The organism is Pseudoalteromonas sp. RB2-MNA-CIBAN-0110 (assembly GCF_040309305.1).
Taxonomy (GTDB): domain Bacteria; phylum Pseudomonadota; class Gammaproteobacteria; order Enterobacterales; family Alteromonadaceae; genus Pseudoalteromonas; species Pseudoalteromonas arctica.
Window position 1 is genome coordinate 51,129 of record NZ_JBEOOQ010000025.1, and the last position, 16,397, is coordinate 67,525.

Here is a 16,397-nt window from a genome sequence, read left to right on the forward strand (position 1 = left end):
CCAATAAATAACAATTAGTACCCTCGGTTTTTCCAAAAATCTGTTTCGGTGCGCTCTGCCTCTAATGCCACATTAAAAGTTTTATCAGCAATGATTTTTCCATTTAATTCAATCGTCATTCGCCAATCACCCAATTTATTTTCTATTGGCAGCCAAAGCGTATCGCCTAAATAAAAGTTCCAATCACTGTTTTTAACGTATACATCGCCTTCAAAAGGATCCATCACATCACCGTTACTACCTGGAATATCAGGATGGTAAATACAATAATGAAGCTTTTCGCCTTTACCTTTTTTGATATTTACGATTAAGCCAAACTCAATATCTACCTCAGCTATTACATTTGTTGTAAATTGCTCTATTTGTGGCAACGCTTTACTTTCACTATCCCACTTAGAGTAAATACCGTGACTTTGTAACGTCACTACAGGTTTTGTTTTAGCCATTAAGGTAGCCTTTTATGTTAGCTATTTTGGCATTAGTTTAACTTTTTGAAATTTTAAAATAAAACACAATCTCATAAAGTTAAATCTCAACTTAGCTTTAATACTCCGCCTATTTACATAATTGCTAATTTGTCATCATTGTTTACACACTATTTGCACAATTGCTGATTATTGTTTGAGTAACTTAATTGATCAGGTAGGCAGCAATGAAACAATACGCACTTAATAATAAAAATCGAAATAGGATAAATGCTTTAAAGCTCACTTCTCTTGCTTTAATTGTTTCATCGTTAGTTGCATGTGGAGGTGGAGAAGGCATAGCTGATAGCTCAGAAACTACAGAAAGCTCATCACAAACCACCACAGATAATGGCACAGGTACCAGCAGTTCAACCCAAAGTGTACTTTGTGAATATAGCTACAGTGAATATAACGAGTCAGAGTCAGTACAAGCCACCAGCGCTGCAGATTGGTCATGCACAGGAACTACACGCGACTTAGCAGCTAATGGCATACCCGATCACGAAGTAGGTACATTCCCTAATGCTGATAACCCAAATACTATTTCTGAACAATCAGTAAATGAAAGCTACACACTTGAGCCTATAGAAACAACACAAGCAACTATGCTTGGTGGTCCTCGTGGAATGATAGGCGTTGTACTTAATGGCATTAAAATAGACGCAGGCACAGGCGGAAGTTGTGATGATTCTGGCACCGATTGCGATTTAGGCGACAACAGCGGCAACTGGAATATAGAAGCCCTAAGCCAAGACACGTTTAGTTTTGGAACAGACGACAACAATGCACATGTACAACCCGATGGCACATATCACTATCATGGTATGCCAGAAGGCTTTGTAGCAATGCGAGGTGGCAATAGCACCACTATGACTCTAATAGGCTGGGCAGCAGATGGCTTTCCTATATATGCACGTTACGGCTATTCAGACTCAAGTGATGCAACTTCAGCCCTAACCGCAATGACCGGTAGCTACCAACACATAACAACCGTAAGCGCAAACCGCCCTTCTACCGATATATACCCATTAGGTACATTTGCACAAGATTGGGAATACGTAGCAGGCTCTGGTGATTTAGATGAATGTAATGGCCGCGTTGGTGTAACGCCTGAGTTTCCTGATGGGATATACCACTACTACGCAACAGACACTTACCCGTTTTTTCAACGCTGTGTTAAAGGCGAAGTTTAGTTAGGAGTAAGCTATGCCTTATATAAAAAGAGGTCTACTGAGTATGACTACTTTGGGTTTGTTGATTATGCCAAATTTAGCAAACGCGCATTTAATGGTTGCAGATCACGGTACGCTGAATTTTGTTGATAATAACGTGTTTATTGTGCTTTCAATCCCTATGTCGGCTTTTAAAGGGGTTGATGAAGATAAGGATGGCAAAGTATCAATAGTTGAGTTTAATGCTCATAAAAAACAAATAAGTAAGCGAGTTAAAAAGAACGTTTATTTAGCAGATCATCAGTATAAATTTACTATTGACGGACTTTTACTAAACCCAGAAGCGTCGCATACACATAAAAGCGACAATATAGACCAAGTAACCATTACTGGGCGCTACTCTTTGCCCAGTAAATTAACCAAAGTTAACTTTAACGTTAAGCTATTTAGTAACAATGAGCACAAGCAGCATTATCAAATAACAGCGACTAATAAAACGCAAAAGCTAACTCATCAATTTGAGCTATCACCAACATCGCCCTTTAGTAAGGTGTTTAATAATTAGTAATACTTACCTAAATAATTAAGTGGCAAAGAGTACAAGTTAAACCAATTTGTGCTCTTTTTTATCTTTGTCTTCTTATTTAATACTCTTTAGTTAAGTGCTTTTTCTATAAAGATACAAGCTTAGGATTTTTAGGAAAGTAATGCTCTTCTTGCTGCTCACATAAACTAAACTCACGGGTGTTTTTATAAGGGAGTTTCATAAAGCCCGCAACACCAACGTCAGTAATATTTACCGCGTATTGCATGAGTTTATTAAGAAGGCGTTTAAACTCAACTTCTTTGGTCGAATCGAGTAATCGGTAGTAATGGTGAATTTTCATTCTATCAGGCAGTGCTTCAAAAATAATACACCCCGTATGATGAATTTGGTTAAGCTCAAATACGCACTTAATAACTTTTTTAGGTAGCTGTAGTTGCTCGTCAGGGTCTTTACCGTCTTCAAAGTATGAATGCGGGCGGGTTATGTCATTTGCTTTCATACTTACTACTTCGTATTCAAGCTCTGGTAGGCTATCAAACTTAAATGCCCCCGTGCCATCTCGCTCTAGTTGAATAGTTTTACGGGCATCAAACAAACAGCACTTAAATAGCCCTTTTTGATTAATCGCTTGCGCAAGCATAACCGTATTATTAATCGCATCACTAAACGCATCACCCAATGATTCGTCATGCATAATTAAAGACGATTCAACAAATAACGACTCATCTCTCCAATGAAAACTAAGCCCGCCTACTACAGGATACTTTGCTAATCGGCTTATAGATGCTAAAAATGCTTTTTCGGTATCGCCTGTATCAAACAAAAACTCTTTGTAATAACGGTCAAGTTGCGCGTCGTTTATATCTAGTAATTGTTGATTATGATCAGCCTGGCGTAAAAATTGTTTTCGTGAGCTATACACAACCGTATCTGGCTGCTCATCGCTACCATACCAAAAAGGGATATCTGCTTTTTTTTGTTTTTTAGCAAACTCAGGTAAATACGCTTTCGCCATAGTTGTAATGTTACGCATAAAGTAATCACCAGCACCATCACGTTGAGCTTTACTTTTAGAGAGCATACCATCAATCACTTTAGCCAGTTCTTTTGGGAGCCCTAAGCTGCTTGCAGGGATGGCTTGTGCACCAAAGCGACACGACTGCGCCGACGCTAGCGCATACAACGTAGCGGCTACACCTTGTTCATCAAATCGTGGGGATGATTGCTCCCCCGACATTTGTGCTTCACCAATAAAGTACACATCGCCCATACGCGCATTAGTTGTACTTAAATCGCCCGACATTAAATCCATAAAGTTACTGGCAACAGGGTTACCATCGCTATCGAGCTGTGCATACACAGAGCTTCCCCAATCCACTAACGACAGCGCATCAGTGTTTGCATCCCAAACAAGGTTTGAAGGCTTTATATCGCCATGCACTATAGGTTGTGGGCTAATGCCGTTTTTGTGACTGCGTAAATCAATTAATACATTACGTAACCTAACAGCTAGCGCCATTATTTGCGCGGCACTAAAGCGCCCTGTTTTAAGCGATACTTTTTCAAGGTCCTCTCCAATGGCGCGCGCCATCATTAAAATCCCTTGTTTTTTAATTCGCTCAAATGCATAAAAGGTAGGCACTAAGGGGTTATTAATTTGCGAAAGCATATACGCTTCGTCTTCTAGGCGGTCACGTACACTTTGGGCAAGCGTAATACGCGAAAACTTAAATACCCAAGGTAAGCCGTTATCGTCATCACCTGCAAATACAAAACCAAAAGCACCTGAACCAATCATTTCAACGTTTTTGTAGCCCAGCAGTGTTAACTGCTTAATACAAATATTAAGCCACTGGCGGTGTTTTTTAGCATCGCGGTGCGAAAGTAAATAAACAGATTGCTCTTCGTTGATATAAAAGTTGCGGATTTCTTTGGCTTTCAATACAGGTACTCAAATTTATAAAACTAACTAATTATTAGTTTTATGTAATGAGATTACAATAGGTTAAATAAGAGTTTTGAAATCGTTGAATAAAACAGCGCTAAAGTAGCGCCAGAACAGTAAATTTAAGTGTAAACGTTAAAGCTCAAAGTAAGCTTTTACAATGCACTGTATATAAATACAGTGCATTGCTTTTTGCTAACTTTCAATAACACGAAGCTGCTTAAGTGATGACACAGCTATGTGCGTTTGATAATAATATTTATTAGTAGCTCTACCACGGCTCATAAAATCGATAGTTACTCGTTTAGCTTCGCCTGTTACTTCTATTGTTTTATCAATAAAAAAGGTGTCTGCTGGTTGCCCGTATTTACTTTGAAGCTCGGCTACCACATTAGGCTGTATTGATACCGTAATTGAACGCCTGTCGCGATAATCAGTTTCGGTATTTAAATACAACCACTTACCCTGAGCTCCCGCCGCTTTAATATGAAACTGGTAAGTGCCAGCAACACCCTTAGGTGCAATTTGCTCAGTTAAAGCGATAAGGTTCATATTTGCAGCCGTACTTTGGCTCATTTCAATTTTATGGGGAACAGAACTACATGCACTAAGCGTTAGCACACTTAGTAAGGCTAGATATTTCAAGACACAATTTCCTTGTTTCTTACACCAATTCGCATAATTAAGTGATCTATTTTGAGGCAAGAAAACCGTGTCGATAACAAAGCAAAAATTTCGTTATTGAGTTGTTCTATATCAAAAATTTTAATGCAGTTAGCGATTTAATCTCTTAAATTGATTAACTATTATTGCGGATTGGTATTATGCATTATTAAAAATATGTAGCGTTAATGATACCACTATATGCAGCCATGTTTCTATAATCAATCCAAACAATTAGTTAGCGGGTATTAAGGCGCATTGCGCTGAGAAGGATCTGTTTTAAAACTTTTTAGCAAACTTTGTGGGTCAACCACCTCGGTATGCTCTTTAGCAGCCTGCGCCCACCATATTAGTTGGCCAAACGTACGTGAGAAATAATTAAACCACGATGATTGACTCTCTCCTGCAACAGGTTTGCCATCCTCACTAAACACATCTTGCGCTTTTGGCACGTGGATCATCGCCGATACCGGCAAACAGCCAAGTTCAGATAAAAAAGTACGCATGCTAATGGCCGCTCTTACGCCACCCCATTGTCCTGCTGAGTAAGTTACTATTGCACTTGGTTTATACGAAAATAGTGAGCTACCAAAATGATTAAGTAAGTCAGCGAGGGCTGGACTCATGCTGTGATTGTACTCAGGACTAATCATTATATAACCATCTGCGGCTTTAATTTTATCAGCTAAAAGAGTGAGCTCTGTAGGTGCATTACTTTTAGCGTATGCAAAATGTGGTTTAAATACGTTTTCGCTAGGAAAGTCCAACGCATCAATTAGTTCAAACTCATGGCTACCAAAATGCTCTGTTAAGCATTCTATACAAGCCCTAGAAACCCTTAAACCTAGGCGAGCAGGCTTTGGTGGTGTACTATCGCGTACCGTGCCTAAAAATACTAAAAACTTCATATGTAATTCTCAACTGTATTTGAACGATAGCTAAACACTAACATTTTTAGTTATTGTGTATTACACATACGCATTGTTTATTGATTCAAAACACAAAAAATAATTAAATTTAAAACTAATTTTTAGTAACCATCGCGCTTTAAAACATATTTTATCATGTGTTAAATTCACTCGTTTTCCATACTTTTTACACATTTGGCCAGTAATATGCCACAGTATAAGTACACCAAAACCTATACCGAAAAGGATACAAGTAATGGGCTTAAAAAATTATAGCGCATGTGCAATCATTGTTACCGCAACAGCTTTAACTCTAAGTGGCTGCAACGACTCATCTACTAACAAAAATACCGAGCAAGTCAGTAGCCCACTTAGTGAGCCGCAAAAAGCGAATCAATCAATAAAGCTATCTATGTTCAAACAAGGGGCTTTTATTACAGAGCCTAAAATTGTTGATTGTGAAACCCAGCAAGGTACTAAAACAACCTGTTATGAGTTTACTACATCAGGTGCACCCGCAGGCAGAGAGCCTGGCCCATTTTGCCCTCGCAGCACAACAGACGGAGCTGATGTATCAGGTACTTAGTTTGATAAACAAGGTAAAGGAGAGCTAGTCGACTTAACTGGCGACTTTATTCTTAAGCTAGATGAATACTATGGCGATGAAAAATGGGTATTGTATGACGCAAAAACAAATAAAGTTCGTTATACAGCAACAAAAGAATCTTGCTCAGGTGCTGCACGCCCAGATGTAGAAGAACAATACAAACAAAATTGTATTGAATGCGAGCTATCCTATTTAGAAGATAACTTTTCGCTTACGTATTTAATTCCGACTACACCAATAGTGAGTAAAAAATCCAGCCGATTACATACCGTGGGCTTAGCGCTTGATGGTACTGAACTTTCAGGCCCTGCACCTATAAATGCTATTTTAGGCAGTTATACAATTGCAGCATTTGACGACTGCGGTGGGCATATTAACCTGCACCAAGGTTATCACTATCATTCAACAAAAGGATGTACCGATTCAGCTCCAAGTACTGATGGACACGCTCCTTTAATAGGTTATGCCGTTGACGGTTACGGTATTTACGCAATGAAAGATGCACAAGGCAATGAAGAGTCACTCGACGAATGCCGTGGTATAACAGATGAAACCAGAGGCTATCATTATCATGCTGCCAGCCCGAGCGAAAATTTGTTTATTGGCTGCCTTCATGGTGAGTCTCTAAGAGCAGCTGGTGGCCCGCCGCCAGGCAATAAACCACCATCAAAGCATTGAGAAAGTTATGACTATTAAATATAAATCACTGTTTGTTTTACTTGCTCCTTCATTATTACTTTTAAGTGGTTATGCGGCTGCACATTCTCAGCCACTTAATCAAATAGCAGTGAAAGCATGTTTTGAAAAGCAAAAGTCACAATCGTGTCAGTATCAGGGTGGGCATAACGACTTATATATAGGAAGCTGCCAATATATGGCTGATGACTTAATGTGTGTTCGTAATCAACCCATTCAAAAAGTTGATAAGAAAGAAAGTAAAACGAATAACAGCAATGACAGCCACGAACATCAAAATAAGCAGCATAAGTAGTTTTAAGAGTTAAGAGTTGTGGGTTTTGTATTATACCAATTCGCTTAATTAAGTGATCTATTTTGAGGGTAGAAAAACGTGTTGATAGCTAGGCAAAAAATTCGCTATTTAGTTGTTCTCGGCAATTGCTCCTGCATTGCTCTACCTTCTGCATCCATGCAGTCGTAAATGAAAATTTTTTAACACAGGTAGCGACACGTTTAGCCCCGCAAAATGATTAAGTATTATTGCGGATTGGTATTAGGTGCAGTAAATTTACTGCACCTAATTAATTTAAACCGTTACGATTAGTATTGATAACTTAGCCCTACACCACCCCAAAATATATTTCGAAGTGTCTCGTCACCTGCAAAGCGTTTTTCATCTTTATTAACGGCAATGCTATAGCTTGTATATGTGTATAAGGCTAACTGATTAAAAAGCTGATACGACAAGTTTGCAGTAAACTTTACGTTGTTAATTCCGTTGTGCCCATCATTAACATACCCCGCATTAAACCCCACGCCCGATTGAATATCCAATAATAGTAAATCGTTAATATAAAAATCTTTTTTTACTGCCAGCTCCAAAAATGTACCGCTGGCATCAAATGAATGATAAACACTACTTAATAACTGAATATCGTCTGCATAGAGATACGCAAAGTCGAGGCTTAGCTCATTATCGTGAGCATCAATGCCTTCTTCACGAGCTTTAATATAGTTATAACCTACATACATCTCTATCCGCTCAGATAAGTGAGCGGTATAAATAGCATTTAAATTAAGCTCTGAATAATCACTACTAATACCTTTTGCCGCCCAAGGGATCACCGCAAAGTTTTTATAATTAAACTCAGTAGCAATTGATGCAATACCATTACCAGCAAGGTTATCTCGGCCTTCGGTTACATATCGGCTTTCCCATAATGGGTGAATATGTAAATCAAACTCTTTATTTTTATAATTTACGTCAGTATTGGTATGCTTAATATTTCCGCCTACGCCCACTTCAAGCTCTTGATAGTGCTCTTGTGTTTTTGCTTGTGCGTAAACTGTATTTACTCCCGCTAGAGTCGTAATAACAAATACATATTTTAAATAGTGAGTCATTTATTAAGTCCAAAACCATCATAAATGGTAAAAAGTGGCGCATAGTATTGTTATAAAACGTATTAGCGCAATAAATGGATGCACATTTATTGTTTTATTTATTAGATTTGAAGTATTTACTAAGTATTACCCATAAACTACAAGTTGCAATTAGCTCGGATTTCAACCAACAAACCAAAGCTATATACGCACCGAGCAATGCTCTAGCAGGTACTTAATTTAATAGTTCAGATGATAGTTATAGTACTCACGGTGAGGTGTTCCCTATTGCAAAAACAGGAAAAGTATAAGTAGGAAGTGTAAAAAAGTGCGGTAAAGGGGAAAACTATAAGCAGCAATAACTCATTAAGCTGCTTATTATTCTTAAAATTATTAACCTAATTTGATAGCCAGTTTAGTGACTTAAGTAAGCCATAAGGATAATCAGTGCAACATAAAAACAAAAACCGAGTAAGAAGATTAAGTCGACTCTTCTAGCTTTACTCGCTTTTATACTGCCCAAACGTTACCACTTTTAATAGCAGCCAACCGGTCGAGTAAAACAAAAAGCTCAAACCAGTTTCAACTATTAGCCAAATAAAAATCTCAAATGCAATACTCATTAACTATGTCCATTAGTTTGGAATACAAAAACCATATCAGCTATGTGTTTAAAATACAGCCAGCTAAGTTAATTAAGGTGTAACAGTAAATTTCGTTAAACCTATTAACTGACCTGATTCGGTGACTACTTTTACTTGCCACTTACCAACAGAGTCTTTAGGAAAGTTTACTTTGTGTGTCCACGCTCTATAACCTAGCTCTCTCCCGCCGTTTATATTTAACGTGATCCGATCAACTTCTTTTTTATTATGAAGCCAAACATGAAATATTTTTTCATTTAAGCCTCTTGGTGCTTTAACAGCGGTCCAACTATATAAACCTTGATGGTGCAGTGTATAAGAGTCTAACTGTTTAATACTCCCTACTGGCTTTTTATGCTGTAAATCAACTTCATGAGCTAACGTAATATCGGTTAATCGCAGCGCTGCTGGAGGCACATAGCTTCTTAATTGCCACACAGCAGCGCTCAAAGCACATAAAATCAATACAAGAATAGGAAAACGCCACCAGCGTGCATTAGGCATTAAATTATTTAAACTCGGTAGAGTAACCACTACAGCGGTTACAAGTGCGGCGGCTAAACTTTGGCTCGTTGTAAGGTTTAACAAAATAGGTAAAGTAACAAGCAAAACAACGAATAAAGCAAAGTTATGAAACACACTAAATAACGTACGGTTTCTAGCAAGTTTTTTGTAATAAAAGGGGTCTATAACCGATATAACCGCACACAAAACAATGAGGGAAGTAAAAATTGCTTGAGGATGATCCCACTGTGTAACCGCTAAAAAAAACGGCAAAGCAAAAAATAGACTTTCTTGTTGCACCATTTGCAGAGCAAAACGCATTACATTAGGAGATACAGCCACACCAAACTTTTCTTCTACTTTGTCACGTAACCAATTATCAATAATTAGCCACAACCAACTAATAAGTAAAAATATCGCAATAACTTGCGAAAAAGACTCTTTTCTATCTACAAGTGCAAAGCTAGCAACGCCCGACAAAAAAGCCAACACAGCCAACAATCCAGGTCGCTTTTGCATCGCGCTTATAAATTTAGCGATTATATTTTTACAGTAATCCATGTATAAGTGTTTCCGTACGGGTACGTACTTTATTATTTTTATTCAGAGTATGATTAGTTTAACCAAGTTTAAATGAACAACAGATAGATAGATGGATTCAAACGCGTTATTTACCAGTAAATCAAACTAACCATTTTAATTAAATAAAAGCCCGGCATAGCGCGTCATTGGTACGTTTATTAATTTTTGTAACGCATGCGCTTTTGCAAGTAATTCATCGTCACTAAGTGCAGGCATTTTATTGTTAAAAGCGAACACAATTTTATTACCGCCTTCAATAATAAAACTAAGAATCTTTCCTGCAAATTCTTTCTCAAGTAGTTGATCAAACGCTTCCCTCTGCCCAACTTTGGTATGGCAAATATTAAGTACTAAAACACCATCAAAAGTGAGCGCATTTTTACAATCGCGTAAGTAAGATGATTGCACCTGATCTGATTCCATCCCTTCTGAGCTATATAAATCAGAAAAAATAACGTCCGTTTTTATCTGCGTGTTTTTCATGTAGTTTGTCGCATCATCAATATGAATAAACAAACGTTCTGACACAGGAACTTCAAAATATTTTATAGCCATATCAGCAACGGCTTTGCGGTATTCAACGGTATGTATAGTCAGTGCAGGAAACGCATGATAAAGACTTTTTGCTATAGAGCCCGCCCCAAGTCCCATTATCATCGCGGTTTTTAAGTGCGGAATAAAAAAAAGCGCAGCCATCATAGCTTGCGTATAAGCTAAGCTTAACCCGTTTATATTATTTAATTTAATACAGCTTTGATAAATTTTTCCGTCAAAGCTGAGAATAAGATTCTTTTTTGTTTGATATACATAAACAGGGCCATGCTCATCAATGGTTGATGCAATACAAGTGCCTTTGATATCCACGAATACTCAATAGGTGAGGTGATGAAAAACGAGTATAACTTAGTTAACGCACTGGCATCGCTATTAATATGATTTATAGCCTTTTATTAATTTACAAGCATTTATATACGTACTTAGAAAAGTCGGTTTATCTTTTGAGATTAGATTAGCTAAGGTATCTACTTATATAGCCAGCTGGAACTTACCCGTGACGACATTTATTATAAACAGCGACGCAACATGCTAAAAACTTAACTAATGTACTGTTATAGCTATAAAAAACCCCTTTGAATATTCCTCATGTTCAACATGAATAAAGTGCACACCAAAACAAAGGAAGTCTAAACGGCTAAACATCCATCCTTTATTTTTATCGATTTATGCCTTTTTCTCGCCAATTGCTACGTAATCGAATCTAACAATAGTGATTAATGAATATGACTCATGTTTTATGTGAAATTAAACCGTTTTTCTTCATATACCAATCAACGTATAAATTACTCATCCCTTAGCGCAAAACACTATTACTAACAACTTAAAGCTACTGAATAACAAAACCAGCTAAGTAAGTTGCAAGGCTAATAAAGCGCAGAGCATCAATCAGGTTTAAATTATAAAATTGGATATAAACACGATGAAAAAAGATTTTACATTTAATATTAAGAGCGTTTCACTCGACGAAAATTATCATCCATCAACTAATACGCGTATCACAACCAACTTTGCTAATTTAGCCAGAGGTGAATACCGCAAAGCAAATTTGCGTAACGCCTTAAACATGATTAACAACCGTTTTAATGCCCTAGCCCACTGGGATAACACCAAAGGTGAGCGTTATGCTGTTGAGCTTGAAATTGTCTCTGTTGAGATAGGTATTGAAGACGGCGGCGAAAGCTTCCCATCAATCGAAATATTAAAAACAAATATTGTTGATCATAAAACAAATAAACGCATTGAAGGTATTGTAGGAAACAACTTTTCATCGTATGTGCGCGACTACGATTTTAGCGTACTTCTACAAGAGCATAATAAAGGTAAGTCTCAATTTAGCATTCCAGATGACTTTGGGGTTTTACATGGCAAGCTATTTCAGTCATTCGTAAATTCGGATACATACAAACAAAACTTTAAAAAACCACCGGTTATATGCCTAAGTGTGTCAGATAACAAAACCTACAACCGCACCGAAAACCAACACCCGGTACTTGGCGTAGAATACGAACCAAATGAATCGTCTTTAACTGAGCAATACTTCAAAAAAATGGGCTTGCAGGTACGTTACTTTATGCCGCCAAATAGTGCAGCGCCTTTGGCATTGTTTTTCTTTGGTGATTTACTTAATGATTACAGCAATCTTGAGCTTATAAGCACCATTAGTACGATGGAAACGTTTCAAAAAATCTACAGACCAGAGATTTATAATGCCAACGCAACAGCGGGTAAATCATATAAACCAAACTTAAAAAACTTGGATCATTCACTAACGCAAATTGTGTATGACCGAGAAGAGCGCGGCAAGTTAGCAAATGAGCAAGGCAAGTTTGCACAAGAGCATTTTATCAAGCCGTATCAAACGGTTCTTGAGCAATTCTCTACTAGCTATCTGTCATAACAACTAATAGTAACATCCAGTAATAACGCGCTTAACGATACGTTTAATAATTAACTAAAATATACGGCATTATTTATTATGAAAAAATTACTACCTACATCTACCGCTGGCAGTTTACCTAAGCCTTTATGGCTTGCAGAGCCAGAAACACTTTGGTCACCTTGGAAATTACAAGGTGATGAATTAACCCAAGGAAAACACGACGCCCTACGCTTGTCATTATTCGACCAGCAACAAGCAAGTATTGATATTGTTAGCGATGGTGAGCAAACAAGGCAACATTTTGTAACTACATTTATAGAGCACCTAAATGGCGTTGACTTTGAAAAACGTAAAACAGTAAAAATTCGTGACCGATACGACGCAAGCGTACCTACAGTTGTGGGCCCTGTTAGCCGTCAAAAGTCTGTGTTTGTTGAAGACGCTAAATTTTTACGCAAGCAAACCAAACAACCTATTAAATGGGCATTGCCAGGCCCAATGACAATGATTGACACGCTTTACGACGATCATTATAAAAGCCGCGAAAAACTAGCGTGGGAATTTGCCATAATTCTAAATCAAGAAGCAAAAGAATTAGAAGCCGCCGGCGTTGATATCATCCAATTTGATGAGCCCGCGTTTAACGTATTTTTTGATGAAGTGAACGACTGGGGAATTGCCTGTTTAGAGCGCGCAATTGAAGGTCTTAAATGCGAAACCGCCGTGCATATTTGCTATGGCTACGGCATTAAAGCCAATACAGATTGGAAAAAAACACTAGGAAGCGAATGGCGACAGTACGAAGAAGCATTCCCTAAGCTTCAGCAATCTAATATCGATATTATCTCACTAGAGTGCCATAACTCGCATGTTCCAATGGATTTACTAGAACTCATTCGCGGTAAAAAAGTAATGGTAGGCGCAATTGATGTAGCAAATCATACTATCGAAACGCCAGAAGAAGTAGCTAATACGCTGCGTAAAGCACTGCAATTCGTAGATGCCGACAAACTCTACCCGTGTACAAACTGCGGCATGGCTCCACTACCTCACCATATAGCCAGAGGTAAACTAAATGCCTTGAGCGCTGGGGCTGAAATTATAAGAAAAGAGTTATTAGAAAAGAACTAGAAAAGAACTAGAAAAGTAGCTTTAAAATACAAATTGTAAACAATAACGGCTGTCGCACCATGCCATAGTAAAATCCATAAACATGGTGCGTTAGTTAAAACCTACTAAAGAACAAAGTTTAGGTTAGTTATTTAATTTTTTTATTAAAAAGCTCTAGCCTGTTTTTTGAAAAATCGATAACTGCTTGGTATTGAGTAAAAAAGGGAGAGCCTAAAAAGCCATGTACTCCCTTTTCACCACCCGCGACCTGAACATGGTCAAGATTAAGTGACACAAAGCCAGGACTTTCAAACAAGGCATTTCCAAACTCAATTGAATGAACTTCTATATCCCCCATTGCGTGATCAGAAGTGCCCAAGCCTGCTGCATTCTCAACATTTAGTTTTTCTTCAATGCCTAACTCACTAAGGCATGCCCGGTCTAAAACAGATGCCCCAGCGCCAGTATCTAAAATAAAACGTAACAATTTACCGTTAATTTTAGCTTCAACAATTTGGTGGCCTGTTTCTGATATTTCAAACTCAATTACAGTTTTGCCTTCAGATAAATTTATATACGTTCCTTGTTATAAAGTTTTTAAAATCTTACTTACTATTTTCAGCTTCCCACAATTAATAGCCAAATTTTACTAGTCGCCCACCTCAGCGCGTTTTGTTAGGTAACGTTTATCACCTGAGGCTCAATATTTGTTAAAACATGAATGATTTCATTTGTAGTCATTACTGAATAATGAAACAGCTTATTGTTGTTTAAACTGAAAGTATTCGTTTTAGTTTGCGCATACTCCAATAAGCTTGAATCAGAATACACGCCGATTACGCCCGAATCACGGTTTTGATGATAGTCATGAAAATGGCTACTTTCATCATAAGTTTCAAATAAAACGGTATTTGTAAACACAACCATAAACCTTACGGGATCATCGCCTTTTATATAAGTTTTAAGGTTCAGTGTTAGTAACCCATCAACATACGATAATTTGTCTAAGCTCCAGTCTTGGTAATTATTTGTGACTTCATCGATGGCAGTATTCATTTAATTACCTAACGAGCCTGTAGATTAACTCGTTTCTATTTGTTTTTATTGATAAACAAACCATAGCTGAGTTCCTATTTTGGTTCAATTGATTACTGTATTTTTACGCAGAATATAAAGAAGTGTTTGCTGTTGGTTTTAATTGGCGTTTTGAAAAGGATTACTGGTGTTTATGTGCAAAATTTAGGATGAGTGCCTTTGTTATTTCCTCTAAGAAAAGAACTAGATAAGTAAAGTCGGGTCTAAATCTACATACACCCTACGATGAATCAACTTACCTAACGACATTGAAAAGTAAGGGATCACCGCTGTTAAAATTTGCGGTGGAAAGAGAACTTTAGCGCTTGCTGTCCACCTCAGGCCGTGTTGTTATATGTACATTAATTCAAGTCTATTTCAGGGTGCTCTTTAATCCCGTACATTTTTTCCATTATTTTTAAGTAAAAATCTAAAGAGGGCATATTCATTTCTTCACGCCGTATATCTACATTAGTTTCATCTTCTATGGGGCTAAACACAACTTTACCTTCACTCACGTCAGCTTGAGTACCATAGATTTGTTTCTTTCCTTGTGCAATAAGAACTCTATCAGTTAAAAGAGCAACTTGTTGTCCGCTAACACCTTCTCCATTCAAATATGATTGTTTTAAATAAGGAAGCATTTTTACTTTAAATGCAACATCAGGTGAATGCTGAATGACTAAAAATGCTGCTTCAACTCCTTTAACTCCGACTAAATCCTTTGTTACCCAATAATGCTTTTTAATGATAGCTTTAAGTTTTCCTGTATTACTCTCATCTATTTTCATCATTTGTTCTAGGAGTGCTTTAGGTGGATTTTGCCACCCAGCTTCTCCTATTTTATTTCGAATATGTTGATCTTCAATTTCCATTTCAATTAGTTCTTTTTGCAGAGGAAGGTTAATTTCGGCAAAAGAATAAAAAGGTATAATCAACAGTAAAAATAGGTAACGCATCAACTGAACTCTCCTCGCCCCGATATGGGCCGAAAAATGCATGGCTATAATTAGCGAGGTACGAGCGCAGCCATGCTTTTTGCGTCCTTACCATTATTGGCTTGCTAGGTACACTTTGCACCTAGCCAAAATATAAACTAAATAGTGGTAAACCAAAAATATAAGTTATACCAACACCCGTTAATGAAATACCAAAACTAACAAACCAAACTAACGCTGAACCGCGAATAAATGATGAGTCAGTACTTTCTAATTGCCGTTTGGCCCAAGCGTTATAGTAGTGAAATACAAAGAACCCACTAAACGACAATGTAATACCAAGGATTACATAAAGCCAAAGATCAAAAGTAGTTAATTCAATCACAAATATTTTTGCCTACATCAATAGATTTCATGTGTACCTAACGAGCCTGTAGATTAACTCGTTTTTAAATTTGTTTTTTATTGATAAACAAACCATAGCTGAGTTCCTATTTTGGTTCAATTGATTACTGTATTTTTACGCAGAATATAGAAGTGTTTGATATTGTTTTAATTGACGTTTTAGAAGGAAATACGGGTGTTTGAGTGGCTTTTATTTAGGGTGAAAACGCTTATCCTTCTCAATGCATCGTGTTTTGCAGCTTTTCTATATTATGAACAAGGCAATACAGTTGCCACACAATAAAGTAAAGGCATTCACTTTCGCTTGACCCCGTAAGGTCAGTTTATTCATGC

18 protein-coding genes and 1 pseudogene are annotated in these 16,397 nt (G+C 37.5%); 7 read left to right on the forward strand and 12 right to left on the reverse strand.

The features are described from left to right. Positions 1-14: 14 nt before the first annotated feature. The gene (locus tag AAEY68_RS13095) at positions 15-446 is read right to left on the reverse strand and encodes a DUF3859 domain-containing protein (RefSeq protein WP_007582762.1); all 432 of its coding nucleotides are present in this window, start codon (positions 444-446) and stop codon (positions 15-17) included. Between the two features lie 206 nt (positions 447-652). Between AAEY68_RS13095 and AAEY68_RS13100 the strand changes: the two genes are divergently transcribed. Beyond that, positions 653-1,660 (forward strand): YHYH protein, encoded by a 1,008-nt coding sequence (locus AAEY68_RS13100; protein ID WP_024593629.1) that lies wholly within the window; start codon positions 653-655, stop codon positions 1,658-1,660. 13 nt (positions 1,661-1,673) lie between these two features. Then, complete coding sequence (locus AAEY68_RS13105; protein ID WP_024593628.1) at positions 1,674-2,204, forward strand: hypothetical protein; 531 nt, start codon at positions 1,674-1,676, stop codon at positions 2,202-2,204. A 106-nt stretch (positions 2,205-2,310) separates the two neighbouring features. Here AAEY68_RS13105 and AAEY68_RS13110 read toward each other — a convergent pair whose 3' ends face one another. The 3 genes from AAEY68_RS13110 to AAEY68_RS13120 form a co-directional block, all read right to left on the reverse strand. Continuing rightward, positions 2,311-4,128, reverse strand: coding sequence for a protein kinase domain-containing protein (locus AAEY68_RS13110; RefSeq protein WP_350586079.1), 1,818 nt, complete (start codon positions 4,126-4,128; stop codon positions 2,311-2,313). Between the two features lie 198 nt (positions 4,129-4,326). Continuing rightward, positions 4,327-4,776, reverse strand: a complete 450-nt coding sequence (locus tag AAEY68_RS13115; RefSeq protein WP_024593627.1) for a hypothetical protein — start codon at positions 4,774-4,776, stop codon at positions 4,327-4,329. A 266-nt stretch (positions 4,777-5,042) separates the two neighbouring features. After that, positions 5,043-5,702: an NADPH-dependent FMN reductase gene (locus AAEY68_RS13120; RefSeq protein ID WP_024593626.1), complete on the reverse strand. Its 660-nt coding sequence runs from the start codon at positions 5,700-5,702 to the stop codon at positions 5,043-5,045. Positions 5,703-5,958: 256 nt separating this feature from the next. Between AAEY68_RS13120 and AAEY68_RS13125 the strand changes: the two genes are divergently transcribed. The 3 genes from AAEY68_RS13125 (at position 5,959) to AAEY68_RS13135 (ending at position 7,300) form a co-directional block, all read left to right on the forward strand. Then, positions 5,959-6,288 (forward strand): hypothetical protein, encoded by a 330-nt coding sequence (locus AAEY68_RS13125; protein WP_305137809.1) that lies wholly within the window; start codon positions 5,959-5,961, stop codon positions 6,286-6,288. 90 nt (positions 6,289-6,378) lie between these two features. Then, the gene (locus tag AAEY68_RS13130; protein ID WP_350586081.1) at positions 6,379-6,987 is read left to right on the forward strand and encodes a YHYH protein; all 609 of its coding nucleotides are present in this window, start codon (positions 6,379-6,381) and stop codon (positions 6,985-6,987) included. Positions 6,988-6,994: 7 nt separating this feature from the next. Beyond that, positions 6,995-7,300 (forward strand): hypothetical protein, encoded by a 306-nt coding sequence (locus AAEY68_RS13135; RefSeq protein ID WP_024593625.1) that lies wholly within the window; start codon positions 6,995-6,997, stop codon positions 7,298-7,300. 287 nt (positions 7,301-7,587) lie between these two features. Here AAEY68_RS13135 and AAEY68_RS13140 read toward each other — a convergent pair whose 3' ends face one another. The 3 genes from AAEY68_RS13140 to AAEY68_RS13155 all read right to left on the reverse strand — a co-directional run bounded on the left by AAEY68_RS13140 (position 7,588) and on the right by AAEY68_RS13155 (position 10,964). Next, positions 7,588-8,391 carry a hypothetical protein gene (locus tag AAEY68_RS13140; RefSeq protein ID WP_024593624.1) on the reverse strand — a complete coding sequence of 268 codons (804 nt, stop codon included), beginning with the start codon at positions 8,389-8,391 and terminating at the stop codon, positions 7,588-7,590. A gap of 674 nt (positions 8,392-9,065) precedes the next feature. Next, complete coding sequence (locus AAEY68_RS13150) at positions 9,066-10,079, reverse strand: DUF5924 family protein (RefSeq protein WP_350586083.1); 1,014 nt, start codon at positions 10,077-10,079, stop codon at positions 9,066-9,068. Positions 10,080-10,214: 135 nt separating this feature from the next. Then, the gene (locus AAEY68_RS13155) at positions 10,215-10,964 is read right to left on the reverse strand and encodes a spermine/spermidine synthase domain-containing protein (protein WP_024593622.1); all 750 of its coding nucleotides are present in this window, start codon (positions 10,962-10,964) and stop codon (positions 10,215-10,217) included. 613 nt (positions 10,965-11,577) lie between these two features. Between AAEY68_RS13155 and AAEY68_RS13160 the strand changes: the two genes are divergently transcribed. After that, positions 11,578-12,555 carry a DUF1852 domain-containing protein gene (locus AAEY68_RS13160; protein WP_024593621.1) on the forward strand — a complete coding sequence of 326 codons (978 nt, stop codon included), beginning with the start codon at positions 11,578-11,580 and terminating at the stop codon, positions 12,553-12,555. Positions 12,556-12,633: 78 nt separating this feature from the next. Continuing rightward, positions 12,634-13,668 (forward strand): methionine synthase, encoded by a 1,035-nt coding sequence (locus tag AAEY68_RS13165; protein WP_350586086.1) that lies wholly within the window; start codon positions 12,634-12,636, stop codon positions 13,666-13,668. 127 nt (positions 13,669-13,795) lie between these two features. On the opposite strand, the gene AAEY68_RS13170 is transcribed toward AAEY68_RS13165, so the two are convergent. From AAEY68_RS13170 to AAEY68_RS21925, 5 genes and pseudogenes are all read right to left on the reverse strand, one after another. Next, positions 13,796-14,221 (reverse strand): aspartyl protease family protein, encoded by a 426-nt coding sequence (locus AAEY68_RS13170; RefSeq protein WP_024593618.1) that lies wholly within the window; start codon positions 14,219-14,221, stop codon positions 13,796-13,798. A gap of 101 nt (positions 14,222-14,322) precedes the next feature. Beyond that, positions 14,323-14,703 (reverse strand): hypothetical protein, encoded by a 381-nt coding sequence (locus AAEY68_RS13175; protein ID WP_024593617.1) that lies wholly within the window; start codon positions 14,701-14,703, stop codon positions 14,323-14,325. A 380-nt stretch (positions 14,704-15,083) separates the two neighbouring features. Next, a complete protein-coding gene (locus AAEY68_RS13180) occupies positions 15,084-15,680 on the reverse strand; it encodes a DUF6624 domain-containing protein (RefSeq protein ID WP_024593616.1) in 597 nt (198 codons plus the stop codon). 121 nt (positions 15,681-15,801) lie between these two features. Then, on the reverse strand, positions 15,802-16,044 hold the full coding sequence (locus AAEY68_RS13185) for a hypothetical protein (RefSeq protein ID WP_024593615.1): 243 nt from the start codon (positions 16,042-16,044) through the stop codon (positions 15,802-15,804). A gap of 238 nt (positions 16,045-16,282) precedes the next feature. Beyond that, a pseudogene (locus tag AAEY68_RS21925) lies at positions 16,283-16,397 on the reverse strand (transposase); the annotation flags it as partial.